Below are 24,864 nucleotides of genomic sequence, written 5' to 3'. Positions count from 1 at the left end.
CCCACAGGGCTCACAACCCCTAGGCAGTCCCGTCTTGGATCAGTGGGCGGGCCAAACGAAGATCGAAAGAGCCCTCGATGGGGATCGCTACTGAAGTCGCGGATCCTGCAGCGACCTGCCGCTCACCCTCAACGAAGCGGCAAAATCAGTCATCAACTCTCATATCGCCCTCTGAGAAGTGCTGCGGGCACGCCGGAGCCACCACAGTGTCCGCCTCCCCCCGTCGGACCACCGGACAGCCCGTGGCCCGAGGACGCGGCACCCGGGTTCCCTCCCCTACCTCCCACCGTTCCCCCACCGCCGGCCCACCCGCCCACCGCAGCACCGACAACTGGCTCCCGCAGCCGGCGTTGCCTGTATGCGGGCCCGTCACTGGCGACGGCGATCGTTGTACTCGTAGCCCTGTTTCGGCCTGATGATTCCGGCGGGCGTGACGCGGGCTGCACGGGGGCGGGCGGAGAGCCCTCAGCCACGGTGGCGACCAAGGGCGCCGCAGCAGCCGAGAAGTTGGCGGCACTGCCGGGTGTGCGCTTGTCCGCGGTCTACCGTTCGTACGGCGGGAAAACCGAGGTCAGGGCCAATCTGACCGTCACCTCCGACGGCAAGGCCGGCGGAACCCTTCGAATGCCGGTGACCGGCCGTGCTGCCATGGCGTGGTCCGATGATTGCCGATGCTGGAAGGGTCCGCGGTCGTCGGTCGCACCCGCAGTTCGGCTCGGACCGCCGCACGCAGCAGCGCCGCGGCGGGCTCGACCGGCCTCGCCACCCGCTTCGCGGAGGCCCCCGACCGAGACGCCCGTCTCCTCGTCCTGCGCGCCCCGGACGCCACGCCCGAACTTGTCGAGTGCCTGAGCCATGACCCGGACGCCCGGGTCCGCTCGGTGACCGGGCACAACCAACGGCTGCCGGTGCGGCGCCTGATGGAGATGCTGGCCGACCCCGAGGCGGGATGGAGCGCGGCGGCCAACCCGCTGCTGCCGGTCAAGGAGATCTGGGCGCTGCGGGACCGGACTGGGATCCCGGACTCCAGACAGCTGCGCCCGCCCTCCGCTCAGCCGATGGTGACCACCCGCGCCCAGGACGGCGGAGCGTCCGGGACGTAGCCCGGGTTGTTCTCGTCCGCGGCTCGCATGGGGCGGGGGAAGAGCCCGACCACCGCGCGGCAGGACGGCTGTGCCGAGGGCCAGGGCGTCTGGCCGTCCGTCAGGGCGACGACCACGTCCGGACGGGAGCGCAGCGCGCGCTCGAAGCCGGAGCGCAGGTCCGTGCCGCCGCCGCCGATCAACTCGATCCGCTCGGCGCGGCAGAGCGGCACGGCGACCCCGGCCGCCGCGTCACACGAGATCACCGACACCAGGTCACGACGGCCGCCCACCGCCCGCGAGATCGCCGCCACCTCCAACAGCGCGCTGCCCAGTTCGGCGTCGCTCACCGACCCGGAGGTGTCGATCACCACGCACACCCGAGGCGGCGCAGGGCGCAGGCTTGGCAGCAGCACCCCGGGTACGGAGGCCGAGCGCCGGGACGGGCGGCGGTAGCTGTGGTTCTCGCCCGCTCCCTGCTCGCCCACCGCCGAGCGGACCGCCGCTCCCAGCAACCGCCGCCATGACTGCGGCGGATGGAACGCCTCGTCCGCCCAGCGGCGCCAGCCCTCCGGAGCGTTGCCCGGCTTGCCCCGGATCCCCTCCGCGACCCGGAAGCGGACCGCGTCCCGCTGTTGCCTGGACAGTCCGTGTGCCCCGTCAGGCCCCAGTTCCCAGGGCCGCGCCTGCCCGTCGGCACCGCCGCCGCAGTCCAGCCAGGCCAGTTCCGCGGCGGGCCCGGACAGTGAAGCCGTCCGCAGGTACTCCTCCATCAGCAGCCCGTCGCCCAGACCCAGCAACGACGGCAGCACCGCCCCGGTGGGCCTCGGCAGTCCCTCGCCGTAGATGTCGTCGTTGATCTCGAAGTCCGCGGCGATGTTCCGCCGCAGTCTCTCACCAGGCCCGTATGCCTCGTGCTCCCGCGCATAGCGCTCACCGCGCCCGTGGTGGTCCCGGAGCAGATGGGACACCTCGTGCACCCAGACACCCGCCAGCTCCTCCACCGGCATGAGGGCCACGAAGGCGGGGGAGACGTAGCAGCGCCAGTACGCGTCCACCGCCATCGTCGGCACCGACCGGTCCTCCACCACGTGCAGCGCGAACAGTGCGGCTGCCAGATAGGGACGCACCTTCACCGCGTGCAGCCGGGCCGCCAGCAGCTTCTCCATGTCCAGCTTGAGCACGGCCTTGTCGGTCGGCTCGCTCGGCACGGCGGCCGGTTCCGACGGCACCGTGGCCCGTACCTGGCGCGGCGGCGCCGGCCGCGACATCGGACGCGGGAGTGGCCGCTTCGTCATGGATCCGGTCATCGGCGCGCCCCCGCCGCAAGCCCCGCTGGCGTCCGCGGGGCGGTCTTCTCCACCGACCGGTCCGCCCGCTCGGCGAGACCGATCACCCCCGCCAGCCGCTCCACAGCCGGAGGCACCTCCCAGTCGTCGCGCCGCAGCGAGGCCAGCGCCGTAGCCGGAGCGACCAGCAGATCCGGGGCGCCGGTCTCCAGCGCTCGGACAAGCACCGCCCAGCCCGCCTCCCAGCGTTCGCGTTCCGGCCGCGCCCCGACGGCTGCCACCACCGCCTCCAGCGCCGCCTGACGGAGATCGCCCCGTACCGGCAGCTCGGCGGCGGCCGGGTCGGCCAGCAGCGTCTCCGGGTCCGGGAGGTCCATCCGGTCCAGATGGGCGAGGAGCTCAAGCCCGGGCCCGTCTCCGACCGCGCCGCGTACCAGCAGTGCCAGCACCTCCCGGGACACCGAGGCCGCAGTGCCGAAGGCAAGCAGTGTCAACGCGGCATCCCAGCTTCGAGGTGACGGCCAGGCACCGCCGCGCCGTGTCTCGCTGTTCGGCAGCCGGTGGATGAGCGTGGGCCGGGCCTCCAGGAATCCGCAGACCGCGCGCCGGGCCAAGTCCACCGCCTCCGGCAACAGCTCCGGCGCCAGCCGTGGCAGCTCCGCCCGGGGCCACACCCCGCCGAGCCCGCGCACCACCACGTCCCGGTCGTGCACCCAGTAGAGATGCACGAACCGGTTGGCCAGCGGCGGGCTCAGCTCCCATCCGTCCGCCGCCGAGGCACGCGGATTGGCCGCGGCCACGATCCGCACCCCGGGCGGGAGTTGCAGCGCGCCCACCCTCCGCTCAAGCACCACCCGCAGCAGCGCGGCCTGAACCGCCGGGGTCGCGGTGGACAGCTCGTCCAGGAACAGCAGTCCCCGCCCGGCCCGAACCAGCTCAACGGCCCACTGAGGCGGCGCCATCGGCACCCCCCGTACCTCCGGATCGTCGCCGATGATGGGCAGCCCGGAGAAGTCGGACGGTTCGTGGACGCTGGCGATCACGGTCGTCAGAGGCAGGCCGAGGGAGTCGGCGAGCTGGTTCAGGGCTGCGGTCTTGCCGATGCCGGGCTCGCCCCAGAGCAGTACGGGCAGGTCGGCCGACACGGCCAGGGCGAGCGCTTCGAGTTGCTCGTCCGGACGGGGTTCCGTGGTGGTCGTGCGAAGGAGGGAGAGGAGATCGTCGGCGAGGGAGAGACGGGAGGTCATGGGCATCACCTGGGGTCGCGAATGGCGCAGGACGCGCGGCAAGGGACAAGGAGACAGCGCGACTTCGTCGAGGCGGCGAAGTCGGCGCGGGGAGCGGGTTCGGCGAAGTCAGTCGACGAGGGCGTTACGAGGCCGGGTCCGCCGGCCGCGCTTGAGCCGAAGGGCGGACAGCGCACGGAGGTCCGGGCGGAGGTGGTGGTCCTGCGGCGTCCTGGCCGCACGGGCGGCGGGGTGCGAGGTGTCCAGCCCCGAGCGGAACAGTCCGTGGTCGACTCGCCGGGCCACGGCCGACTCCAGAGCCTCCCGGAGCGGCCCGTCGCGCAGCACCGCGCCAGGCCCGAGCAATCCTTCGACCACGGCCAGCGCCCCGGCGACATCACCGTGGCCCAGCCGTTCCCGCACCGCGGGCAGCGCCTCGGGGCTGCGGTGCACGGCGTCGATCGCCCGCAGACAGGGCAGCGGCGGACCGCCGAGCGCCACCAGCAGCTCCTCGCGCCGCAGTTGGTCCGGCTCGTGATCGACGGCCGTCAGCACCCCGTCCCGCAGCGCGATCCGGTGCACCGCGCCCCGGCACTCCACCCGGTGCGGGTCACCGCTCTCCGGCCCGGTCCCGACCACTGGCGCCACCGCTGCGTACGGCGCCAGCGCGGCGGCGACCAGCGGATGCAACCGTCCGGCCGAGACCAACCCGGCCCCCAGCAGTTCCAGATCCGGCAGCACCCGCGCCGCTGCCTCCGGCAGCACCGGAAGCGCGGCGACGTCGTACCGCGAGGTCCGAACTTCCCGCAACGCCGGGGCATGGCAGTCGTCGGGCGCGACGAGTTCGTACACGACACTGCTCCGCGCCCCGAGCCGCACACGGAACGCCCCACGTGGGTCCTGCCCGTCGGCGCGCAGCAGCAGCTCTGCTTCGGCAGCCCAACGCGGCACCGCCCAGGGGGAATCGCCACCGGTGGTACTGCGCCGCGCCAGCTCCCCGCTCCGTGCGGCGTCCCAGAGATGCCGGTGCAGATCGAGCCGGAAACGCCGGTCGGGATGCGGATGCGGATGCCGCCCGGGGCCGTCAGCCCCGAAACCGTTCCCTCCTGCGTCCCACAATGCCAGCGACATCCGCTGCCCGGCCTCCGCCCAGGCCGGCGGCGTCCGCACCACCAACCGCAGCGGCGCGCCGTCGGAACATCCGTCGCCGGAACCGGAGCCCGGGTATCGGGCCAGACAGACGGTGAGGCCGGGACGGAGCAACCCGTCGGGGGCGCTCCGGGGCATGTGCCAGCGCAGCAGATCGGGCGCAAGACGGCGCAGGTCCGACCGGAGGCGGGTGACGAGTTCGGTGCCGTGGTGACGTCCCACGGCGCGCAGATCGAGATCGACATCGATCCGGGCAGCGGCACAGGCCCCCGCCCAGTCACCGACAACACGCCGTGCGGTCGCGGTCTCGATCATGGACGGTGGCACAGCGTACTCACGGACGCGCTGCCACATCAGCAGTCGGGGCGGAATCCCGTTCGCGAAGTGATGTGCCATCAGCACTCACCCTGAGCGAACGATGCCCCCAATCCGAATGAGGAGGAGTTCTTCATCGCGGGCATCGTAGCCACACCGGTCGAGTTCTGTCACTCTCCTTTGACGAGTGGCTGTCCGCGTCCGTGGCGATTACGGAGGCAGAGTGGCCTCGAGGTATTCCTGCACCGGCTCGAAGAGTCCGTACGGCACATGCTGCGGGATCTGCCCCAGGGCGACCCGGACGAGCTCGGACAGCTCCTGCGTGTCCGCTTCACAGCAGGTGCCGCCGACAACGCGCACGCCGTGCAGGACACCGTCCGACGGGTCTTCGGGTCCAACCGTTCGCCCAACTGCGCCAGGGCGACCACGACCAGACCGGTTTCCTCGCGCCTCTCCCGCACGGCTGCGTCTTCGCGTGACTCACCGGGCTCCACCGCTCCGGCGGAGAACTTCCAGGAGAGCCGGCCCGCCGGCGAACCATCGGCCCGGCGGCGACAGCGACAGGACGTCCACGATCCGGAGCCGAGCATCCAACATCGTCGTGCTCGGCAGGACATGCCCGACGACCCGGTCATCGACGACAGCGACGAAGGACATCGGCGCCAACGCAGCCTCCGCAACGCGAAGTGCCTCCACGAGCCCGGGAACCCGATCGCTGCCACCTCCGCCGACGCGCACCGCTCCGGCGCGGGTCAGACGAACAGGACACTCGCGCACCGTGTTCCACCAATGCGCGGAGTCTCGACGCTACTTCGACGAAGAGCAACCTGACATACCGCCACTGACCCCCTCCCCCGACACCAACCCGGCACATCGCTCGCTGGGTTGTGTTGCACAATGAGCGGATGACGGACACCGGTGACGCGGCCACCGGGCACGCCTGGGCGGCCCTGGAGGGCCAGGAGCAACTGCTTCAGCGCGTGTCCTTCGAGGGAGCGGGCACGGTCCTGCCCTCGCGCCTGCCGGTGAGGGAACTGGCGCGGGCCAGCGTGGCAGTGGCCTCGCTGGCGGCAGCGGAACTGCTGGCGCTGCGCAACGGCGTGCCGGTGCCCGCGGTGCGGGTGTCCGAGGGAGCAGTGGCCACCGCGTTCGTCAGTGAACGTCATCTGCGGATCGACGGCCGGACTCCGACGTCCTTCGCCCCACTGTCCGGGTTCTGGCAGACGGCCGACGGATGGGTGCGCACACACGCCAACTACCCGCACCACCGTGCCCGGCTGCTCGGCGCCCTGGGAATCGCGGACACCGGAGAGGACCAGGCACTGGCGGAAGTGCTCTCGAAGGAACTGGCATCGCGTCCTGCCCGCCACGTTCAGGAGACCGTGTACGCGGCAGGCGGCCTGGCCGTGGCCGTAGCTCCCGCACCCAGTGCGCCCGGCCCCGCTCTGGTCGGGACACGTCGCATGGACCGGGGCACCCCCCGACTGCTGACGCCCGCGTCGAAGCCGGCGCAGGGGGTCCGGGTACTGGACCTGACCCGCGTCATCGCCGGCCCCGTGGGCACCCGCACACTGGCACTGCTGGGCGCAGACGTGCTGCGCGTGGATGCCCCCCGGCTCCCCGAGGATGCAGATGCTCACGCCGACACCGGCGTGGGTAAACGCTCCACGCTGCTGGACCTCACCAGCCCTGGCGACCGGCATGCGTTCGATGACCTCCTCAGCCAGGCAGACGTCGTGGTGACCGGCTATCGCCCCGGTGCCCTGGACCGGCACGGACTGGCCCCCGATGCGCTGCTGTCCCGGCATCCCGGCCTGATCGTCGCCCAACTGTCCGCTTGGGGCTGGTCCGGCCCTTGGGCCGAGCGCCGCGGCTTCGACAGCCTGGTCCAAGCCGGTACCGGTATCGCTGCAGTCGAGGCCGCGGCCGACGGCCGCCCCGGTGCACTGCCCGCGCAGGCCCTGGACCACGGAACCGGGTACCTGCTCGCCGCCGCCGTTCTACGGGCACTGAGCGACCGCCAGGCAATCGGCGGCGGGCGGCAGCTTCGTCTCTCCCTGGCAGGCACGGCGTCCTGGCTGCTGCACGACCTCCGCCCCACCCCCGTACAGGGCGAAGCCGACCCCTACCACCCCGGCCCCTGGCTCACCGAGACCGAATCCCCCTACGGTCTGCTCCGTCATGCCCTCCCCCCGGTCCACTACGACGGCGCGCCCACGAACTGGAATCATGCACCAACCGAGTGGGGCACCGATCTGCCGAACTGGGTCCGGTAGTCGTCACACGTGGCGCTTCGGTGATGCGGCATGATGCTGAACCGTGAAGGCCGATCCGCCACGTCGGCCGGGGCTCTTCGGCTACCGCCGCCTCAGGGTCCGGTACGAACGAAGTGGCAGCCACTTCCCCCGCCTTCCTCGGCCTCGCCGCCACCCTGGCCTGCTACAGGAAACTCGCCAGACTCACCGTGTGAGACCCGCCCCCAGGAAACGATCAAGGTGAAGCCGCCTTGGCAGAGGGCGGGCCCTCAAGGACCCGGCCACTCTCAGCTCGCGCGTTCCTGCACCTGGTCCTCAGCGTTCTCGAAGCTCAGCGGTCTTCCGCGGGTCGTCCGCCGGAATGCGGGTCGCGAACTGCCGTACCCGCTCCTCCACGGACTGATCGTGGGTGACGAACAATTCCGCGTTCGCGGCGGCTCTGGCGGTGGCCGACGGGCTGATTCAGGCCGAGGCGGGGTTCTCCGTGCTCCGGCTTCTTGCCCGGGAGGAACCGGTCACCGACTGCGCTCGGTTGCAGCCGCTGCTGTTCGCCGTGCAGACCGCACTCGCCGCGCTCTGGCGCGCCCACGGCGTCGAGCCGGCCGCGGTGGTGGGCCATTCCATGGGCGAGGTGGCGGCTGCTGTCGTGGCCGGAGCGCTGACGCTCGCGGACGGCGTGAAGGTCGTCTGCCGGCGCTCGTCGCTGCTCGCACGGATCGCGGGTGCCGGAGCGATGGCGGCCGTGGGTCTGGATCGTGCCACGGTGCAGCGGGAGCTCGACACGGCCGGGCTGCGCGGGTCGGTCTCGGTCGCCGTCCTCGCGTCCCCCCGGTCCACGGTCGTCGCGGGCGCCCCGCGCACCGTCGACGAGCTGGTCGCCAGGTGGGAGGCCCGTGGTGTCCCGGCGCACCCGGTAACCGTTGACGTCGCTTCGCACCCACCTCAGGTCGACCCGCTGCTTCCGGATCTGTGGAAGGGATTGCGTGACCTGGCACCGCAGCGGCCTTCCGTCCCGTTTCTACTCCACGGTTCTCGAAGACCCGCGGCGGACACCGGCTTTCGACGCCACCTACCGGTGCGCGAACCTCCGCCGCCCGGTCCGTTTCGCCTCCGCGATCGCCGCGGCAGCCGCGGACCGTCATCTCGTCTATCTGGAAGTCTCCCCCCATCCCGTCGTCGCCCGATCAGTCACGGACAGCCTGCCGGAGGTGTCGCCGCGGCCGGTCGTGCTGCCCACCCTCCGCCGCGACCAGAACGAGATCGCCACGTTCCGCACCCAGCTGGCCGCGCTGCACTGCGCCGGCGTACCCGTCGACTGGTCCGTCCTGTACCCGGACGGCGCGCTCACCGAACGGATCCTGGCCCAGCTGCGCGGCCGCGGCACGAGGATCACCGTCGTCCTGGGGGACATCGCCGAACCGGGAACGGCCGACCGCCTGGTGGCGGCTGCCACAGCGGACGGGCTGCCTCTACGGGGCATAGCGCACGCCGCGATGGTGCTGCGCGACGCCACGATCACCAACATCTCGCACAGCCGACTCAGCGACGTCTGGCGCCCGGAGGTGGACGGGGCGTGGAAACTCCACGAAGCGGTGGCACACCACGCCCTGGACTGGTTCGCCGTCTACTCGTCCATGGCCTCCTTGCTGGGCAACCCGGGCCAGGGCGCCTACGCGGCCGCCAACGCCTGGCTCGACGGATTCGCGGCATGGCGCACCCGGCAGGGCCTGCCGACGCTGTCCGTGAACCGGGGCCCGTGGGGCGAGACGGGAGCCGCGGTGGACTTCGCTGAACGCGGCTACCGCACCATCCCCACCCACAAAGGGCTCCATGCCCTCAACACCCTGCTGATCCACGGCCGCACCCGTACCGGTGTCATCCCCGGCGATCCCGACACCTGGATCCCGCCGGCGGTCCGGCACTCCTCCCTGCTCAGCCACCTCACCCAGGACGGAACGCCCAAGGACGGAGCACCGGTCGAAGGACGAGGAGAAGGGGCCCGCGACATGCGCGCCGCGCTCAGGTCACTCCCGGCCGGCCTCGCCCGGCGCGGGGCCTGGAGACCTATATAGCCGGCCATGTCCGCGCCGTCCTCCGGCTGGGCGAAAGCAGCACCTTGGACGCCCAGACGCCCCTGAGGTCACTGGGGTTCGACTCGCTCCTCTCCCTCGAACTGCGTACCCGGCTCGAGGCAGGACTGGACATCAGGATCACACCCAGGTTCGTCTACGAGCACCCGACGCTGGCGGCCCTGGCCGAAGGCCTCGCCGACGTCATGGGGCTGCCGCTCGAGGACCCTGGCGGGGCGTGAGCCGGCACGAGGGCTCGGAGCCCTGCGCGTCGGAACGCCCCCATCCTCGCTCGTCGGGCCTTCCCGGCCTGCTGGAGGCAAGACTCATGACCGCTACGAAATCGTGCTCCTCGAGGGAGGGCCCGACGATCTCCCCCAGGTCTGGGCCCTGTCCGCTGTCCAGACCGGGTCGCAGTGGTTCCGATTGCCAGGGGGTACGCCAACTGGTGCGGATCTACAACCGACTTCGCATGTGGGTTGTCGACGGCACCTGGGAACGTCCTCATGTGGTCCGTCGGCGGCGGGCCCGCAACGGTCATCACCGGGCGCAGATGGGCTCACGGGCCGCGAAATCGCGGGCGGACTGCAGGAGTTCGGGAAACCGGTCGAGGTCGGCGGCGAGCGTGGGATGCGTAGCCGCAGCGTATGCAGACGATGAGGACGGGCGCAGGGGCCAACCCGAGGAGAGTGGCCTGGAAACGGGAGCCGGGAGCGAACGCCGGGACCACGGGCGGGCCTCGGTGCTTGAGGGAACGGGCCGGGTGCGCGGCACGCGCCCCGGACGGCCGCACCACTCGGCGGCATGCACCGTCGCGGAACCCTGGTCCGCAGGACGCACCGAACGCGGGCCGGATTCAGGAGCTTCTGGCGTGAACGGATCGGGCCCGCGCTTCGTATGCTTATCCGATCGAGATGCGTATCCGGACGAATTGCTCGATCTTCATCGGGTTTGTGCATACGGGTCGCGAGTGGCGCGGCCACGGGGGGATGTGAGGCGATCATGGCGGCGGTGAACAACACGGTGCGGGTGGGTACCGTGCTTCCGGTGGACGCGGCGCGCTGGGCGATGCGGGGCTTCGCCATCGTCAATGTGGTGATCGTCGAGACGCTGTTCCTCAGCGCCGGTTCGGGCAAGAACGAGGTGCTCACGATCGCCAGGTTCTTCGGATTGCACGCGGCGCTGCTGATGCTGTTCCAACTGCTGCTGGTGGCCCGGCTTCCCTGGCTGGACCGCCGTATCGGGATGGACCGGCTCACTGTGTGGCACCGCTGGGTCGGGTTCCTGCTGCTGTGGACGGTTCTCACCCATGCCACGCTGGTGGTGCTCGGCTATGCGAAACTCGACGGCGCGTCCGCGGGGAAGACGTTCGCCGCACTGAGCGGGGTGCCGGCCTCCCTGCTGGGCATGCTCGCCACGGCCGTGATCGTCGTGATCGCCGTGATCTCCACCCGACCCCTGCGGCGGCGACTGCGGTACGAGGTCTGGCACGGTCTGCACCTGCTGCTCTACGTGGCCGTGGGCCTGTCGTTCGTCCACCAGTTGCAGGAGACCACGACGTTCACGTCCTCCGCGTTCGCCACGGCCTACTGGTGGGTGCTGTGGCTGTTCGCCTTCGGTGCCCTGCTGACCGGGCGCGTCGCCGTGCCGCTGTGGCGCAACGTCCACCACCGGTTCCGTGTCGCGGCCGTGGTACCGGAGTCGGACAACGTGGTCTCCGTCTACGTCACCGGCCGACACCTCGACAAGCTCCCGGCCCGGGCGGGTCAGTTCTGCATCTGGCGGTTCCCCGGGCACAACCACTGGTGGCTGGCCAACCCCTTCTCACTGTCGGCGGCGCCCGACGGACAAGGGCTGCGCCTCACGGCGAAGGCAGCGGGCAGCACCAGCGCCGGCCTGCGGAACGTCCCCGTCGGTAGCCGCGCCTTCGTCGAGGGGCCGTACGGGGCGTTCACCTCGCTGCACCGGACCCGGGCCGGCACCCTGCTGATCGCCGGCGGTGTGGGGATCACACCCGTGCGGGCCATGCTGGAGGAGGAGGCGACCGGTGACGTCGTCGTGCTGTACCGGGTGCGCAGCGAGGCCGACGCCGTGCTGCTGAACGAGGTGCGCCAGCTGGTGGAGCTCCGGAGCGGACGGTTGCACCTGCTCACCGGCAGGACCGGCGAGGACGGTGTCCTGCCGCTCGGTTCGGGCAACCTGCACCGGCTGGTCCCCGACATCACCGAACGTGATGTGTACGTCTGCGGCCCACCCGCCATGACCAGGGCCGTGCTCGCCGGACTGCGAGACCTGCGGGTACCGGCGCGGCAGGTGCACGCCGAGAAGTTCGGTCTGGCCTGAACCCGGGAACGGCCCGAGCGCCAGACCTGCGCGGAGACCCGCCACGGGCCGAAACGGTGGCCGCCAGCTCACGCAAGCAGCCCGCGGACGAGGAGGCGTCCAGCCCAAGTCCTCCGGCTGCTCGGGCACGTCGACGGTCCCGGCGCCCGCACGTGGAGGAGCGAGCCGCTCCTCCACGAGGTTCCCGGGAGCTCTGGCCGGAGCCGGAGGCGGTCGCCGGTCCTGCCCCCTGACCAGGCGTGACCGTGACGATCGGGACGTCGTCCGGCCCGGGGCCATCGGCAAGACCCGTGAACGGAGCGAGGTTCCTCAGAGCGTCCTCGTCATGAACGTACTGTGAGGGTCGGGCTGGTAGTCCGCGAACGGCTCGCAGTAGACGAACCCGAACTTCTCGTACAGCTTTCTGGCGGGCAGGAAGAACTCGGCCGTGCCGGTCTCCAGGCTCAGCCGTGTGAAGCCCATGTGCTCGGCCTCGGCGATGATGTGCTCCAGCAGCAGGGACGCGACCCCGCTCCGCTTGCGCGCCGCCATGGTGCGCATCGACTTCAGTTCGGCGTGGCCCGCGTCCAGCCGCTTGAGCGCGCCGCAGCCCACCAGGCTGTCACTGTCCCGTACCACCCAGAAGGTGACCTCAGGCTTGCGGAGGGCGTCGAGGTCGAGCGCGTGCTTGCTCTCCGGAGGCGAGATGGCCCGCATCTGGCGGACATGCTCGTCGAGGAAGCGGGCGATCTCAGGTCCGGACAAGTCGTCTGTCGCGATCTTCATTCCTGCCAGTCCTTCTTCACGGCCACTCGCTGCCGCCGGTCCTGCGTCGCGTTCCCCAGGCGGCGTGAGGGCTGGGGCTGTCTTCGGTGCTTGCGGCGAGTCTGCCAGGCGCGCGCGGGCCGTCGAGAAACGGCGCCACCGCCGGACACGTGTCGACGAGTGGCCGGACACGGCCCGGGCACCCACCGCAGCGGCGTACGCCACGCCCACCGTCGCGTACGCGATGGAGCCGGGCTACCAGGTGCAGCCGATCGAGGCGAACGTCCGCCACGAGCACGGCGGCTAGGTTCCTGACCCAGGCAGTCTGTTCAGGTGGTCTTGGTTCGGACGTGTGCCTTGGGCCCGGTGTTCCAGGCCGCGACCCAGCATCCGAAGCACCCTCGGCGCACGCCAGGATGCCCCGGCACCGCAGGGCTCACGCCTGAGGTGCAGCCCGTTCCTCATCCGACAGTCTTGAGGCAGGGCCGTTGAGGACTTGACATCCCCCTCGGCGACGTCACCCTCGTCGCCACCCACGGGCAACTCGTGCGCTGGACCGAGACGAATTTGTCAGGAGAGTCCGCACAGGACGCTGCGCGGCAGTCACGCAGAGAGCCGCCCCTCGCGTGCACCGCGCAAAGGCCAACCACCCGGCCTTGGGACAAGGACCGGGAAGCTTCACAGCCCGATCGGCATCACGCCGGAACCGAGATGATCGCGTACCTCCTCATACCCGGTAGAAGGCCGCCGCGTTGCCGTACATGACGCAATCCAGGTGCTCTTCGGCCACCTCCGCCACAAGTTCGAGGTCCGTATCGGCGAAGGGGCGCCGGGCCCGGGTGGAAGGCAGGTCGGTGCCGGCCATCAGAGCGGTCGGGTCGGCCTTCAGCACGGCCCGAAGCGCCTTCGGGACATCGAGTTCGACCCGTCCGAAACCCGTGGCCTTCACCCGGACACCGCACTCGACGAGCGCCAGCAGATGCGGCAGACCGTCCGCGTGCAGGCCCAGGTGGTCGATGCTCACCGCGGGCAGGGCGGCCAGGATCCCGGCGAGTTCGGGAAGGTCGCGAGCGTCGACGTAAAGCTCGACGTGCATGCCGGCCACATGATGAACACGGCGTGCCAGGCTTTCAAGATCCTCCACACCGGCGGAGCCACCGCGGCGCAGGTTGAAACGGACCCCGCGCACACCCCGCCCGGCCAGACGCGCGACCTCCGCGTCGGGGAGATCGTGCGGGATCTGGGCGACACCGACGAAACCCGGACCCAACTGCGAGAGCGCGTCAAGGAGGCAGCTCTGATCAAATCCCTGGAACGACCCCGAGACGACCGCACCACCCACGACACCCAAAGCGGCAGTACGCTCCCGGTACTGCTGAACCGTGAACTCCCCCGGCAGATAGCCGTCATGCTCGAACAGAGGAAAGCGGCCGTCGATCACATGGAAGTGGGCGTCGAAAAAGGGACGCGCGTTCATCACATGATTCCTTTCCGTGGCCATCAACCAGAACGTGGGCCGATTGCCAAGGGCTTACAGATCACCCTGAACAGCCCGGCACCTGCAGAACGCTCTGCTGCTACTGCGCCAGCGGCTGAACGGACAGCGGGATCGAGCTGGAGCACACCTGCCTGATCGACCGGGACACCGACAAGATCTACGACCGACTGTGCCGCACGCACCCGCTCACCGTCGAGAAGGAGCGGCGGCAGGCGTTCTTTCCGCACCTCGCGCCTCACCCGTCGTGCGGCTGACACTCCGCGACGGCTCGGAGACTCGGGGCGGTCATGCCTGGCTGCGGGCATGGTGAGCTCTTCGTCACGGCCGTGCCGGCTGCGACCGGCAGGATCGGGAAGGCGTGGCCTGGTACCGGACCGCGCAGGGCGGTCCGGTACCAGGCCACACGAGGGTCGCGACCGTGGCCACCCAACTCCTCCGTGACCGAAATCACACCCCATCTCATGCCTCCTTCACCAACACTGGTCAGGCAAACCGGTCGACATCAGGAAGAGGTGGAATGACTTGGGGCACATGCATGCATTCCGACGCATCCTGGCCGCCGCGGTCGTCGCCGGAACGGCCGTTCCCGTGTTCGTGGGGGCCGGGGCGGCGGACGCCGTCGCGGCGGCACCGAGGGTGCGGTGCAGCTCGGAGAAGGCTGGGCTGGCCGCAAAGCTGCAGCGGGACATCACGGCCGCGCTCAGGGGCAGGACAGCCGTCACTGCCGTGTCACTGCACGATCGCATGACGAACACGGTTTGCACGCTGCGGGCGGACCAGAGGTTCGACTCCGCCAGTACCGTCAAGGTCACCGTCCTCGCGACGCTGCTGTGGGACGTGGACAGGCAGAACCGCCACCTCACCACGCGTGAGACCGAGCTCGCGACCGCGATGATCACGAAGTCGGACAACGACGCGACGACCGCGCTGTGGCAGCAGCTCGGAGTACCGAAGGTCAAGAGCTTCCTGTCTGCGGCAGACATGACCCGGACGGTGCCGGGCGGCAACGGCCACTGGGGCCTGACCCAGATCACCGCCGGTGACGAGCAGAAGCTGATGGACCTGATCACGGGCAGGAACAGCGTGCTCAGCGACAAGGCGCGCGCCTACGCCCTCAAGCTGATGAGCAAGGTCGTCGCCTCGCAGCGCTGGGGTACACCGGCAGGCGCGCCGAGCTCCGCGCAGTTTCATGTCAAGAACGGCTGGCTGTCACGCGCCACGCACGGCTGGCGGGTGCACGGCCTGGGCGCCTTCACCGGCCGCGGGCACGACTACACCATCACCGTGCTCACCCACGACAACGAGACAATGGCCGCCGGAGTCGCCACCACCGAAGCGGTGGCCCGCGCGATTCACAAGGGCCTCAACTCCACGGCGAACGCTGTGGAGATCAGTACGGGCTGACTGCGCCACCCGGATCGCTGAGGCGACCGCTCGCCTCGCCTCGCCGCGCACGACGTCACTGACGTCGAGAACCGCACTCACACTCCGCTGACCTGCATCGACGGACTGGTCTTCGACCGATTGGTGAACGGCGGCGAAGCACGGCGCGAGACCCGCGTCAGGCACGCACGGTAGCGGTGCTGTTGCGAGTCTCGCCCTTCGGCAGCGCAGCCGGGCCACCGAAGAAAGGACCAAGAAGGGCCCCCGGCTCGGCCCGGGAGGAGGGCAGGATGATGTGGTGTCCGACTCTCTCCGTGGACTGTGGCTGCGCGGCATCGCCGTCAACGCGGCGGCGCCCGCCGACGTGCTGATCCGGCTCCTGGACGAAGCGGTCGGTGAGGCCGGCTTGCTGATGTGCGAGGGCCGCGACCTTCCCCGCGCCGTCATCGAGGCGGCCCTCCGCCACCCGGCCAGGCGGATCCGCCGAGCCCTCGCCTGCGACCGGCACGTCGACCCCGCACGACTCGCTCCCAAACCTCCGCTGGAAGACCCCGACGATGCAGTACGCCGGGCAGCCGCCGCCAACCCGACCCTGAAACCAGAGGCGCTGGAAACCCTCCTCACTGACTCCCGCACCGCAGAGGGCGCCGCGGCCAACCCGTCCCTCCCCTCCCCCGCATGCACGCACTCCTCGACCTCTGCCTGAACGGAGCCGCCACCCCGCCGACGGCGGCCCGGCGCCGAGGGACAACTCCCAGGTAGCGATCACGGGCAGGGCAATCGCCGCCGGGGAGGGCGATGAGCAGATCACGCTGCAGTGAACGGGCGGGTTACCCGCCCCCGAGGTGGAGGGCACACTCGCGGAGTACGTCAACGCAGTCCCCGGCGCGGACGTGGTCGTCGAGGCCACGCACCGGTTTCGAGCAGTTCGTCGAGATCGAGCAGAAGCCGGCCGTCGGGGGCTACACCCGCACACTGCCGCTGAAGGACAAGGGCCTGAAGGTCAAGCAGCAGACGGACGGCAGCGCGCTCTTCACGGACGAGAAGTCCAGGAAGCAGGCACGGCTCATTCGCCCGCGGCGTCCTCGGGCTCCCAGCGCAACAGGTCACCCGGCTGGCACTCGAGCACCTCACAGAGCGCGGCGAGCGTCGCGAAGCGCACCGCCTTGGCGCGGCCGTTCTTGAGCACTGCCAGGTTGGCGGGCGTGATTCCCACGCGGTCCGCGAGGTCTCCCACGGACATCTTCCGCCTGGCGAGCATCACATCGATGTCGACGGCGATCGGCATCAGATCACCTCGTCCAACTCGGCCTGCATCTGAGCGGCTTCACCGTCGCGTGTGATGGCCTGGGCAAGCAGCGTCCGCAGCACGAGCACGATGAGCGCGACCCCCAGGATTCCCACCCCGACCCCGCCCATGATGACGGTGACACCAGGGTCGTCCCGCTGGCCCGGCGCGTTGACGGCCGCGACCGCGAACCACGCGAGGGCGGCCGCCACGATGCCGCCGATCACGCCGTCCACGTAGCGGAACGCCGCATGGGAGAACACGGTTCCGCGTCGCACCATCGCCACCAGTCGCCATACGCAGACCAGGACGGCCTGGACCGCCACCATGCCCAGGATCGTGATCACGCGCAGTGGGGTCAGTGGGAGCGACCCGTCCTCCGGGTCGTTCCCGCTGACCAGCGCCCACACCATTCCTGCCTGTACGAACAGGGTGCCGACGAGCACCACCACGAGCACGGCGCGCAGCGCACCCACGGCCAGCTTTCCCATGACTCTGCCCTTTCATCGAATTGCGATGGAAATCTATCGAATATCGATAGATGGAGCAAGGGCTGGAACGGAGGACAGGGACGGTCTCGCACCAGGTGGAAGGCCGCCGCCTCCCTCCCATGGCACGGCGTGCACGCAAAGGTTTCCGATCTTGCCGAAGTCGGCCTCGCTCGGCCGCAATCGGTCGCCCGACCATGCCGAAACCCTGTGTCGCCGGTGGAGGCAGTGCCCCGGGGTTGCCGTTGATGGCGATCGACCGCTCTCCGGACGCCCTGCTTCACTCCTGGTGCGGCTTCCTCCGGAACCTCAAGGTTCCCAGTCTCCAGGGCGTCCGCGGTGATCAAGGGGAGGCTCCACCTCGGCGATTCAGCGATCCCGGCGGACTACCCGACCAGCGTCGACACCGCTGCCCGTGTTGATATCGACGACGAACCCCCTGGCCATGGCCGCGGACGGTGGGGCGGGGCTGGTCCGCTGACCGGTACTCGTCGCGGAGTACCGGTCAGCGGCGTGTCACCGGCCGGGGGTCACCCGGCCGTGGCCAGGAATTCGAGCGGCTGTCGCACCGAGTCCGGACCGCGGACCCGGGTGCCGAAGACAACCAGCTCGCAGGCTCCCTCGGCACGGCAATCGACGGTACGGCCATCGATGCTGGTGAACGTCACCGACAATGTGACCGTCTCGTCGACATGGCCGCTGTCGCTGGTCGCCGGCGGCCTGCCGCGCGGACGGCAGCCGAGGGTGTCGGTCGCGCCGCTGGCGCACTCCATGATCGCCACGTGGTAGCGCGGTTCGTAGCCTTGACCGGTCGCGTGCACCGACTGGCCGCCCACCAGGCCCTGGTGAGGGTTCACCAGCAGGGTGGGTGGCGCCTCGGGGCTGCCGTCGGGTTGGAAGTGCAACGGGAGGGTGGCCAGCAGGGCCCCGGTGTTGTCCGTGAGGGCCAGGGAACACGACTGGCCCTGCTGCACGGTACGGCAGTCGATACCGCCGGCGCCGGTGCTGAGTTGGGCGTACAGCTTCTTCGGCGCGGGCGCGTAGGTGCCGTCCGGGTACACGCGGAACTGACGGCCCGTGGCATCGTCACAGGTGGTCACGGATGGCGAGGGGCCGCACTGCTTGACCCACACATAGGCCTTCGGCGGCCCGCCTGCGATGGTGAAGGTGACGATGTCCCCGTCCAGCAGCGACGTCGTGCGGTCCGCTTCCAGCCGGGCGCCGCTGGCGGTCGGTGACGTCTGGACGTGCCTCGCGGAAGCGTCGGCCCGCGCCGGCTGCGTGCTCGGCGGGGACTGCGGCTGCCAGGGGCCCCAGTCCCCGCCGGGTGCCGTCTGGACGATCTCCCAGATGCGGTCCCTGTTCCACTCTCGCGCCGTCACGTGGAGGCGTCCGTCCTGAAGCTGTTCCACCGTGCCCGGCTGGCCGAGGCCCACGTTCGCCTCCGGTACCTGGCCCATGGACTGGACGGGCCCCCAGCCGGTACCCGCGTCCTGCTGGTGGCGCAGTTCCATCGCGCGGCCGGCCCGCGACCCTGAAGCCAGGGCGTCGATGCTGCCGTCCCGCTCCTTGAACAGCACGACTCCGCCCTGGTACGGCGCCGGCGACAGCCCGAAGGGGGCGGGCACGCTCCAACCGCCCGGGCTGCCGTCCTCCTGCACATGGCAGTACGAGCCGTAACTCGGGAACAGGAGCTCGAGCCTGCCCGCCGAGTTCTCGATGGCAGAGATCGAGTGGTTCTTCGGTCCCACGGTTGCCGCGCCGACCCGCTGCCACCCCCCGAACGGGCCTGCCGGCTCGCCTTGTTCGCGCTGCCAGACGAAGGGCAGGCCCCCGGTTGCGGTGGCGTCGTAGAAGAGCTGGAACTGGGCGATTCGGCCGTCTGCCCGGTCCACGGACACCAGGCTGTCGGCAACCGGCGTGCCCGCCCGGCCCTCGGCGGTGGGATCGGTGGAGCACGCGGCAGCAACGGATGCGGCGACCGCGGAGGCGGCCTGTGGTGATACCGGGCCCGCCAGACCACCGGCGCAGGCGAGCACCAGCACCAGCACCACGGCACAGCGTCTCAGCGCTCCCATCCGCGAGCCGCCCCGTGTTCTTCGTCGTAAGTCCATGCACTCCCGTCCTTCCTCGTCGACCTCCTTGGCCACGGACATCCTTGTGGTCTGCTCGGGACACTGCCAGCGGCAGCTGGCGTCACCGGCGCAAACAAGCCGCCACGCGGTATCCCGAGTGCGGATCCGGGCGGGGGCCCCGGTGGCCGGGATACCGCGACGCCCAAGGTCGTGCCGTGGGATGGCCCGGGTGAGGATCCGAGGGAAGTGCGGCCCGCCCCTCGGACGGTACGAAGGCGTGATCACACCAGCCGTACCGAGATCATGTCGGTCATGAACAGCCACTACGGCACAGGACGGTCCGAGCGGGGCACGCCGGCGGGGCACGCGGCCCGGCAGACGCGGGCCGAACTCCGGCATGCGCCCGCAGGCGTGATCGGTGCGGCGGGAGGACCGCATCCCTGGGCCGTCAGGAGACCGACGTCAAGGATGACGGACGCCGCCCGCCAGACCGCGGGCAGGCAGGGGCGCACATCGGCAGGGGCCGATCATGCCGCGCGGAGGAACTCGCCCACTGCCGTGGCGAACTCGTCCGCCTTCTCGAAGAACATGACGTGCCCGGCATCGATCTCGGCGTAGGTGCTGTGCGGGATCGCCTCGTGGAGCGTGCGGCTGTGCTCGACGGGGACGGTGGCGTCCTGCGTGGCACCGAGTACCAGGGTCGGGGTCTGAATGCGGGGCAGCAGGTGGCGGATGTCCACACGGGTGTCGAGGTCGACGTGGCGCAGCGTGCCCGGCGTGGGCGGCACGTTGGGGATCAGCGCTTCCACCTGGTCGCGGCCGATGGTGTTGAGGAAGGCGCGGCTGAAGCCGGTCATGGTGACGCTGCGGCCGAAGGCTGCTGGGTCGCTGTGGCCGAGCTGCTGCCAGAGGGTGAACAGATTGCGCAGGTACTCGTCGCTGTCGGTGTGTGCCCAGCCGGCGGCCAGAACGAGTCGGCGTACGAGGTCGGGGCGGAGCGCGGCCACGGCCGCGGTGACCGGGGCGCCCATGGAGAAGCCGAGCAGGTCCACGGGGTCCCCGCCCGCGTCCTCGATGACGGCGATCACCTGGGCGGCCAGCCGCTCGACGGTCAGTGGTGCGCCGGTGTCGGTGGTCCGGTCGGTGCCGGACAGGTCCGGCGTGATCACGGTGTGGGTGGTGGCGAAGCGGGGGGCGGTCTCGCCCCAGGTGAGCGCGGCGCCGGCAGAGCCGGTGCCGTGCACCAGGACGAGGGTGGGTCCGGTGCCGGTGCCGAAGGTCTCGTAGTGGACCTGGGCGTCGGCGACGGTGACGGTGGCCATGGCGGAACTCCTCGACAGGGAAAGGGTGGTGACAGGCACCGGGCCGGGTGTGCTCGGCCCGGTGCCTGTCACCACCCTGCCGCTGCGCGGCCAGGGGCGGCAGGGGCCTGCTGACCCTGGGACCGCCAGTCCCTGGTTCGGCTGAGGGCGAGTCGTGCAGGATGACCGTCATGTCGATCAACCGCCGTGAGCTCGCCGACTTTCTGCGCCGTCGAAGGGATCGGGTCCGCCCTGCGGAAGTGGGGCTGACGCCGGGCCCTCGACGGCGGATACCGGGACTGCGGCGTGAGGAGGTCGCTCAGCTGGCCGGGATGTCAGCCGACTACTACATCCGGCTGGAGCAGGCGCGCGGGCCGCAGCCCTCCGCGTCCATGCTGGCCGCGCTCGCCCGCGCCCTGCGTCTGTCCGCGGACGAACGGGACCACCTCCACCTGCTGGCAGGCCACCCGCCGCCTGCGGCCCCCACCGACACCGGCCACGTCGGCCCGGGGTTGCTGCACCTGCTCGACCAGTTGCCCTGCACCCCGGCCCAGGTGCTGAGCGATCTCGGTGACGTCCTCGCGCAGAACGCCATCGCCGAGGCCCTGTTCAGCGAGGTGTGTACGGTCTCCGAACATGGCCGCAACGTGGCCTGGCGCTGGTTCACCTCCCCCGCGGCCCGGGCCGCCTACCCGCCGGAGGAGCACGGCCACTACAGCCGCCTGCATGTCGCCGATCTGCGCGCCGCAGTGGCACGACGCGGCGCTGACGCCGCGGCGAACCGGCTCCTGGAGCGACTGCGCGCGGCCAGCGAGGAGTTCTGCGAGCTGTGGGAACTGCACGAGGTCGCAGTGCGCAGGCACACCCGGATGCGAGTCCTCCACGACGAAATCGGCGCCGTGGACCTGGATTGCCAGATGCTGCTGGTTCCCGAAGGCGACCAGCGCCTCGTTCTGTACACGCCGCCGCCCGGCAGCGACACAGCAAGCCGCCTCGCGCTCCTCCGGGTCATCGGCACCGAGCGATTCCCCGCAGCCGGTCCCGACAGGAGCTGAGGCCCCGAGCCCGGCCCGCCTCCACCCCTCAGGCAGGTCCCCGCACCTCAAGGGCACTGCACGCCGTCGTCAGCCTGTTTCCTCCAGAGAGACCAACAGGCCCCGGCTACGGCTTGGTCAGCGCGATGAGAGGTCGTTCTCGTCCGCTGTCCCATCCCGGGGGTGAGTTCATCGGCGGTCGTTTCCGGGTCGCGCCAGGAGATCGTGCTCTCGCCCGCGAGGCAGCGGGCGACGAGGTCGGCCGTGGCGATGTGGATCACGGCTTCGGAGCGGGGCGGCAGGTTTCCCAGTCGCGAGCCAGGCGCCGGTGGAGCATCACCCACCTCACCGTGCGCGGCTCGACCTGCACCACGGCCTGACCGGCAGGCCGGCGGCAGCGGCCCGCACCTCCGCCGGCCGGGACCGGCCCTGGCGGCTTTGCCGTCCCTTTACAACCTGCTTCGCCGCCGCCTCGTCTCTCCGCTCGATCCGTCACTCAGCCCGCCGCTCACCAGAAGCACCGGGCGAACCGAAGAAGGAGAGCGATTCGATGCGCCGAACTGTCCTCAGCGTCCTTGCACTTGTCTGCACCGTCGTGCCGGCGAGCACCGCGCCCGCGTTCGCGGACGGGCCGTCGCCCAGCCCGACCACCACGGTCGCCCCGGCTCCGAGCGCCGAACCGACCCGGGAGCCGACGCCCGTCCCCTCGGCTCCCGGCACCGAGGCGCCCCAGGAGCCGGCCCCGGGCCAGGTCTCCGTGGTCCCGAGCGGCGCGCCCGACACCGGTGTGACGGCGGTGCCCTCGGATTCCGGGGGTCAGGGCAAGCTGATCGGCGCGGGCGCTGCCGCGGTGCTCGTCGCGGGCGGCGCGGCGTTCCACGTCGTACGGCGCCGGCAGGCGACCGGGGCATGACCCCGCTTCCCAGGCGCGCGTTCACCACCGCGGCACTGGGCTCGCTGCTCGTGGGATGCCGCGGTCACGGGGGTGGTGCGGACACGACCGCAGGCCCGAGCGGTTCGCGACGGCACCGGCCCTCCGTGAAGTCGGTCCAGCCCCTGCGGCGTTCGGTGCCGGTCGGGCTGCACATCCCTGCCATCGACGTGGACACCCCGGTCATACGACTGGGCCTGGCCCCGGACGGCAGCGTGCAGGTGCCCCCGATCACGGCGCACGACCGGGCGGGCTGGTACCAGCACTCGCCGACACCGGGTCAGATCGGTCCATCGGTGATCCTCGGCCATGTCACGGTCGGTGCGTATGGGGACGGCGTCTTCCGCCACCTGTCCCGCCTGCACCGGGGCGACCGGATCGAGGCGCGTCTGGAGAACCGCACGGAGGCGGTGTTCGCCGTCAGCTCCGTACGGACGGTCGCCAAGGCGGACTTCCCGGCGAACGACGTCTACGGGGACGTGAACCGCCCGGAGTTGCGGCTGATCACGTGCGGCGGACCCCGTACCGGCGACGAGTACCGCGACAACGTGATCGTTTTCGCCGAGCTGAGCGCCACTGCCACCTGACCTGCCCGCAGAACGGATCCCGGGCCCGAGGAACGTACTCCGACGGCCCGGCATCCTCTCCTCCGACGGCCCCCACGACCATGGAGAACGTTGAAACGGTCCCGCGACAAGGCAGCTTCCGAGCTGTTCGCCGCCCTCTACCCGCGCCTCGCAGGCTGGTGCCGCCGTCTCGTCGACGACGACGAGACGGCCCACGAGATCGCCTCGGAGGCGTTCACCCGGCTCTGGGCGCGCTGGACGAAGGTGGAGGAACCCCGCGGCTTCCTCTACGTCACCGCGGCCAACCTCGTTCGAGACCACTGGCGCAAGCTGGAGCGCGAGCGCAAGGCCATGCGTCGCGTGACGTCGGAGGTCGCCGTCCGCCCCCACCCCGAACAGGCCGACCCGTCGGTGCGCCTGCTGGTGCAGTCGCTGCCGGAACGACTCCGCGTCCCGATCCTCCTCCACTACTACGCTGACATGTCGATCCGGGAGGTGTCCGCGCTGACCGAGCGCAAGGAAGGAACCGTCAAGGCCGACCTCCACGCGGCCCGCGAACTGCTCCGCGTCCATCTGAGGAGAAGCCTTGACCACACGCTTTGACGACGGCCCGGATTTCGGCCCCGACGACCCTCTCTCGGTGATCCTCCGGCCAACCCCCGACCACCTCGGTCCACCCCCCGGCCGCTACGAGGCGATCCGCCGCACCGCGACCCGCCGCCGCGTGCTCCGCGCAGCGGTCGGCGTCGGCCTGGCCTCCGCCGTCGCCGCGCTCATCGCCCTGCCGCTCCACCTGACGGCACCCGGCACACCCACCTCGCCGACGGTCCCGCTTGCCCCGCTGCCCGCGAGCAGCCCGACGCCGCCCGCGACCCCGCCGACGTCCCCGCACCCGTCCGTGCCGGCGGCCCCGTGGACCGACGGGTCCCGTGCCCCTAGCGGCTCGGAGGTCCGCCCCACCCACGAACCGCCGGCGGAACCGACTCCGTCACAGGAACCCACATCGCCACCGTCATCGACCTGGGCGCGAATCGAGCCGTCGGCGAGCCAGTGAGCTGTCCGGGGAAGACCAGCCGCGCGACTCGGGTGCCAGGGAGGGGGCGCCCGCAGCGCGGCGTGCGATGCAGGCGAGGCGTCGGCACGGAACCGTGACGCCTCGAAGGCCACAGGCGGCCACGGGGCGGCAGCCGGCCGCCCCCGCAACGACGGAGTACCGGCACGACTCGCCGAGCCCGCTTGGTTCTTGAGGGATCGCGGTCGGAGCCGGTCCGCCCCCGGGCTGCCCGAATCGGGCGAGGGAGTGCGCGAAGCCGAAGCCCCTTCTGCATCCCGGGCACCTGCAGGCAGCCGACGGGTGCCTTGTGCCCCGGCTCCGGTACGTGCGGCCGCACCAGCGGCAGCGGGTCGCCGCCGGACGACCCGAGCGCGCCGTTCCGTGCGACAGCCCGCCCATCGGCCCGCGCTCTCGGCTTCAGCGCACCGGCTGGCTCACTCGCTCGACCTTCTGTGTTCCGTTCAGCGTCCGATAGGAGCGGACCCAGCCGGCCGTCGCGTCCTTCTTCGTCCGGTCGGACAGGACGTAGTAGTCCATCTGCGACCGTTCGGCGGTCACGTCGAGGACACCGTAGCCGTGGTGGTCCAAGTCGACCCACTTCACATGGCGGTTCGCGACCTTGATCGCGGTGGCCGCGACCAGGGAGACGGTGCCGGGGGCCACGTGCAGGATGTCGTCCAGGTTCTCGGTGGTCACCGACGCCACCACGAACTCGGTGGCCGCCGACCGCGACAGCGGGTACGTCGCCGCCTTCACCGGCACGTCGTTGGCCCA

At 71.0% G+C, this 24,864-nt stretch carries 23 protein-coding genes and 2 pseudogenes; 14 read left to right on the top strand and 11 right to left on the bottom strand.

Annotated features, from left to right (window positions below; all coding sequences use genetic code 11):
• Nucleotides 1-671 precede the first annotated feature (671 nt).
• Complete coding sequence (locus tag QMZ92_RS33930; protein ID WP_283301508.1) at nucleotides 672-1,103, top strand: hypothetical protein; 432 nt, start codon at nucleotides 672-674, stop codon at nucleotides 1,101-1,103.
• Here the strand turns inward: QMZ92_RS33930 and QMZ92_RS33925 are convergent.
• From QMZ92_RS33925 to QMZ92_RS33910, 4 genes and pseudogenes are all read right to left on the bottom strand, one after another.
• Nucleotides 1,052-2,251 carry a vWA domain-containing protein gene (locus QMZ92_RS33925; protein WP_283301510.1) on the bottom strand — a complete coding sequence of 400 codons (1,200 nt, stop codon included), beginning with the start codon at nucleotides 2,249-2,251 and terminating at the stop codon, nucleotides 1,052-1,054. The two genes, QMZ92_RS33930 and QMZ92_RS33925, sit on opposite strands and share 52 nt — an antisense overlap.
• Nucleotides 2,252-2,388: 137 nt before the next feature.
• On the bottom strand, nucleotides 2,389-3,624 hold the full coding sequence (locus QMZ92_RS33920; RefSeq protein WP_283301506.1) for an AAA family ATPase: 1,236 nt from the start codon (nucleotides 3,622-3,624) through the stop codon (nucleotides 2,389-2,391).
• 102 nt (nucleotides 3,625-3,726) lie between these two features.
• On the bottom strand, nucleotides 3,727-5,142 hold the full coding sequence (locus QMZ92_RS33915; RefSeq protein WP_283301505.1) for a hypothetical protein: 1,416 nt from the start codon (nucleotides 5,140-5,142) through the stop codon (nucleotides 3,727-3,729).
• A 129-nt stretch (nucleotides 5,143-5,271) separates the two neighbouring features.
• A pseudogene (locus tag QMZ92_RS33910) lies at nucleotides 5,272-5,555 on the bottom strand (NUDIX hydrolase).
• A 411-nt stretch (nucleotides 5,556-5,966) separates the two neighbouring features.
• Between QMZ92_RS33910 and QMZ92_RS33905 the strand changes: the two are divergent.
• From QMZ92_RS33905 to QMZ92_RS33885, 5 genes and pseudogenes are all read left to right on the top strand, one after another.
• Nucleotides 5,967-7,337, top strand: coding sequence for a CoA transferase (locus QMZ92_RS33905; protein WP_283301503.1), 1,371 nt, complete (start codon nucleotides 5,967-5,969; stop codon nucleotides 7,335-7,337).
• 388 nt (nucleotides 7,338-7,725) lie between these two features.
• A pseudogene (locus tag QMZ92_RS33900) lies at nucleotides 7,726-8,289 on the top strand (acyltransferase domain-containing protein); the annotation flags it as partial.
• 10 nt (nucleotides 8,290-8,299) lie between these two features.
• On the top strand, nucleotides 8,300-9,388 hold the full coding sequence (locus tag QMZ92_RS33895) for a KR domain-containing protein (protein ID WP_283301501.1): 1,089 nt from the start codon (nucleotides 8,300-8,302) through the stop codon (nucleotides 9,386-9,388).
• Nucleotides 9,389-9,432: 44 nt separating this feature from the next.
• Complete coding sequence (locus QMZ92_RS33890; protein WP_283301499.1) at nucleotides 9,433-9,627, top strand: acyl carrier protein; 195 nt, start codon at nucleotides 9,433-9,435, stop codon at nucleotides 9,625-9,627.
• 760 nt (nucleotides 9,628-10,387) lie between these two features.
• Nucleotides 10,388-11,728 carry a ferredoxin reductase family protein gene (locus QMZ92_RS33885; RefSeq protein ID WP_283301496.1) on the top strand — a complete coding sequence of 447 codons (1,341 nt, stop codon included), beginning with the start codon at nucleotides 10,388-10,390 and terminating at the stop codon, nucleotides 11,726-11,728.
• Between the two features lie 309 nt (nucleotides 11,729-12,037).
• Here the strand turns inward: QMZ92_RS33885 and QMZ92_RS33880 are convergent, their stop codons facing one another.
• Nucleotides 12,038-12,493, bottom strand: a complete 456-nt coding sequence (locus QMZ92_RS33880; RefSeq protein ID WP_283301493.1) for a GNAT family N-acetyltransferase — start codon at nucleotides 12,491-12,493, stop codon at nucleotides 12,038-12,040.
• 64 nt (nucleotides 12,494-12,557) lie between these two features.
• Between QMZ92_RS33880 and QMZ92_RS33875 the strand changes: the two genes are divergently transcribed.
• A complete protein-coding gene (locus tag QMZ92_RS33875) occupies nucleotides 12,558-12,779 on the top strand; it encodes a hypothetical protein (protein ID WP_283301512.1) in 222 nt (73 codons plus the stop codon).
• 420 nt (nucleotides 12,780-13,199) lie between these two features.
• Here the strand turns inward: QMZ92_RS33875 and QMZ92_RS33870 are convergent, their stop codons facing one another.
• A complete protein-coding gene (locus tag QMZ92_RS33870; RefSeq protein ID WP_283301490.1) occupies nucleotides 13,200-13,949 on the bottom strand; it encodes an amidohydrolase family protein in 750 nt (249 codons plus the stop codon).
• Nucleotides 13,950-14,501: 552 nt separating this feature from the next.
• On the opposite strand from QMZ92_RS33870, the gene QMZ92_RS33865 reads away from it, so the two are divergent.
• Both QMZ92_RS33865 and QMZ92_RS33860 read left to right on the top strand, forming a co-directional pair.
• On the top strand, nucleotides 14,502-15,374 hold the full coding sequence (locus tag QMZ92_RS33865) for a serine hydrolase (protein ID WP_283301487.1): 873 nt from the start codon (nucleotides 14,502-14,504) through the stop codon (nucleotides 15,372-15,374).
• 277 nt (nucleotides 15,375-15,651) lie between these two features.
• Nucleotides 15,652-16,059: a hypothetical protein gene (locus QMZ92_RS33860; protein ID WP_283301484.1), complete on the top strand. Its 408-nt coding sequence runs from the start codon at nucleotides 15,652-15,654 to the stop codon at nucleotides 16,057-16,059.
• A gap of 360 nt (nucleotides 16,060-16,419) precedes the next feature.
• Here QMZ92_RS33860 and QMZ92_RS33850 read toward each other — a convergent pair whose 3' ends face one another.
• The 4 genes from QMZ92_RS33850 to QMZ92_RS33835 form a co-directional block, all read right to left on the bottom strand.
• On the bottom strand, nucleotides 16,420-16,641 hold the full coding sequence (locus tag QMZ92_RS33850; RefSeq protein ID WP_283301481.1) for a helix-turn-helix domain-containing protein: 222 nt from the start codon (nucleotides 16,639-16,641) through the stop codon (nucleotides 16,420-16,422).
• Complete coding sequence (locus tag QMZ92_RS33845; RefSeq protein WP_283301478.1) at nucleotides 16,641-17,132, bottom strand: DUF2975 domain-containing protein; 492 nt, start codon at nucleotides 17,130-17,132, stop codon at nucleotides 16,641-16,643. The genes QMZ92_RS33850 and QMZ92_RS33845 overlap by 1 nt, the downstream gene beginning before the upstream one ends.
• 527 nt (nucleotides 17,133-17,659) lie before the next feature.
• Entirely contained in the window at nucleotides 17,660-19,279 is a 1,620-nt protein-coding gene (locus tag QMZ92_RS33840; RefSeq protein ID WP_283301473.1) for a neocarzinostatin apoprotein domain-containing protein, read from the bottom strand.
• A gap of 452 nt (nucleotides 19,280-19,731) precedes the next feature.
• A complete protein-coding gene (locus QMZ92_RS33835; protein WP_283301471.1) occupies nucleotides 19,732-20,526 on the bottom strand; it encodes an alpha/beta fold hydrolase in 795 nt (264 codons plus the stop codon).
• Nucleotides 20,527-20,687: 161 nt separating this feature from the next.
• Between QMZ92_RS33835 and QMZ92_RS33830 the strand changes: the two genes are divergently transcribed.
• From QMZ92_RS33830 to QMZ92_RS33810, 5 genes are all read left to right on the top strand, one after another.
• Nucleotides 20,688-21,560 carry a helix-turn-helix transcriptional regulator gene (locus tag QMZ92_RS33830; RefSeq protein WP_283301468.1) on the top strand — a complete coding sequence of 291 codons (873 nt, stop codon included), beginning with the start codon at nucleotides 20,688-20,690 and terminating at the stop codon, nucleotides 21,558-21,560.
• Between the two features lie 529 nt (nucleotides 21,561-22,089).
• The gene (locus tag QMZ92_RS33825; protein ID WP_283301465.1) at nucleotides 22,090-22,452 is read left to right on the top strand and encodes a sortase-dependent protein; all 363 of its coding nucleotides are present in this window, start codon (nucleotides 22,090-22,092) and stop codon (nucleotides 22,450-22,452) included.
• On the top strand, nucleotides 22,449-23,057 hold the full coding sequence (locus tag QMZ92_RS33820) for a class F sortase (protein WP_283301463.1): 609 nt from the start codon (nucleotides 22,449-22,451) through the stop codon (nucleotides 23,055-23,057). Before QMZ92_RS33825 ends, QMZ92_RS33820 begins: the two co-directional genes overlap by 4 nt.
• A gap of 90 nt (nucleotides 23,058-23,147) precedes the next feature.
• A complete protein-coding gene (locus QMZ92_RS33815) occupies nucleotides 23,148-23,639 on the top strand; it encodes an RNA polymerase sigma factor (RefSeq protein WP_138051476.1) in 492 nt (163 codons plus the stop codon).
• The gene (locus QMZ92_RS33810) at nucleotides 23,623-24,090 is read left to right on the top strand and encodes a hypothetical protein (RefSeq protein WP_283301460.1); all 468 of its coding nucleotides are present in this window, start codon (nucleotides 23,623-23,625) and stop codon (nucleotides 24,088-24,090) included. The genes QMZ92_RS33815 and QMZ92_RS33810 overlap by 17 nt, the downstream gene beginning before the upstream one ends.
• 417 nt (nucleotides 24,091-24,507) lie before the next feature.
• Here QMZ92_RS33810 and QMZ92_RS33805 read toward each other — a convergent pair.
• The coding region (locus tag QMZ92_RS33805; protein WP_283301459.1) for an alkaline phosphatase D family protein at nucleotides 24,508-24,864 on the bottom strand (357 nt) is incomplete at its 5' end.

Source organism: Streptomyces sp. HNM0645 (assembly GCF_030056615.1).
GTDB classification, from domain to species: domain Bacteria; phylum Actinomycetota; class Actinomycetes; order Streptomycetales; family Streptomycetaceae; genus Streptomyces; species Streptomyces marianii.
Note: the sequence above shows the minus strand (reverse complement) of the source record. Positions and strands in the feature narration are given on the sequence as shown.

What these genes read in the sequence shown, in the direction of transcription:
- QMZ92_RS33930 (WP_283301508.1), top strand. Translation starts at nt 672, where the DNA reads ATGCTGGAAGGGTCCGCGGTCGTCGGTCGCACCCGCAGTTCGGCTCGG.
- QMZ92_RS33925 (WP_283301510.1), bottom strand. Translation starts at nt 2,251, where the DNA reads ATGGAGAAGCTGCTGGCGGCCCGGCTGCACGCGGTGAAGGTGCGTCCC.
- QMZ92_RS33920 (WP_283301506.1), bottom strand. Translation starts at nt 3,624, where the DNA reads ATGCCCATGACCTCCCGTCTCTCCCTCGCCGACGATCTCCTCTCCCTC.
- QMZ92_RS33915 (WP_283301505.1), bottom strand. Translation starts at nt 5,142, where the DNA reads ATGGCACATCACTTCGCGAACGGGATTCCGCCCCGACTGCTGATGTGG.
- QMZ92_RS33905 (WP_283301503.1), top strand. Translation starts at nt 5,967, where the DNA reads ATGACGGACACCGGTGACGCGGCCACCGGGCACGCCTGGGCGGCCCTG.
- QMZ92_RS33885 (WP_283301496.1), top strand. Translation starts at nt 10,388, where the DNA reads ATGGCGGCGGTGAACAACACGGTGCGGGTGGGTACCGTGCTTCCGGTG.
- QMZ92_RS33880 (WP_283301493.1), bottom strand. Translation starts at nt 12,493, where the DNA reads ATGAAGATCGCGACAGACGACTTGTCCGGACCTGAGATCGCCCGCTTC.
- QMZ92_RS33870 (WP_283301490.1), bottom strand. Translation starts at nt 13,949, where the DNA reads ATGAACGCGCGTCCCTTTTTCGACGCCCACTTCCATGTGATCGACGGC.
- QMZ92_RS33865 (WP_283301487.1), top strand. Translation starts at nt 14,502, where the DNA reads ATGCATGCATTCCGACGCATCCTGGCCGCCGCGGTCGTCGCCGGAACG.
- QMZ92_RS33850 (WP_283301481.1), bottom strand. Translation starts at nt 16,641, where the DNA reads ATGCCGATCGCCGTCGACATCGATGTGATGCTCGCCAGGCGGAAGATG.
- QMZ92_RS33845 (WP_283301478.1), bottom strand. Translation starts at nt 17,132, where the DNA reads ATGGGAAAGCTGGCCGTGGGTGCGCTGCGCGCCGTGCTCGTGGTGGTG.
- QMZ92_RS33835 (WP_283301471.1), bottom strand. Translation starts at nt 20,526, where the DNA reads ATGGCCACCGTCACCGTCGCCGACGCCCAGGTCCACTACGAGACCTTC.
- QMZ92_RS33830 (WP_283301468.1), top strand. Translation starts at nt 20,688, where the DNA reads ATGACCGTCATGTCGATCAACCGCCGTGAGCTCGCCGACTTTCTGCGC.
- QMZ92_RS33825 (WP_283301465.1), top strand. Translation starts at nt 22,090, where the DNA reads ATGCGCCGAACTGTCCTCAGCGTCCTTGCACTTGTCTGCACCGTCGTG.
- QMZ92_RS33820 (WP_283301463.1), top strand. Translation starts at nt 22,449, where the DNA reads ATGACCCCGCTTCCCAGGCGCGCGTTCACCACCGCGGCACTGGGCTCG.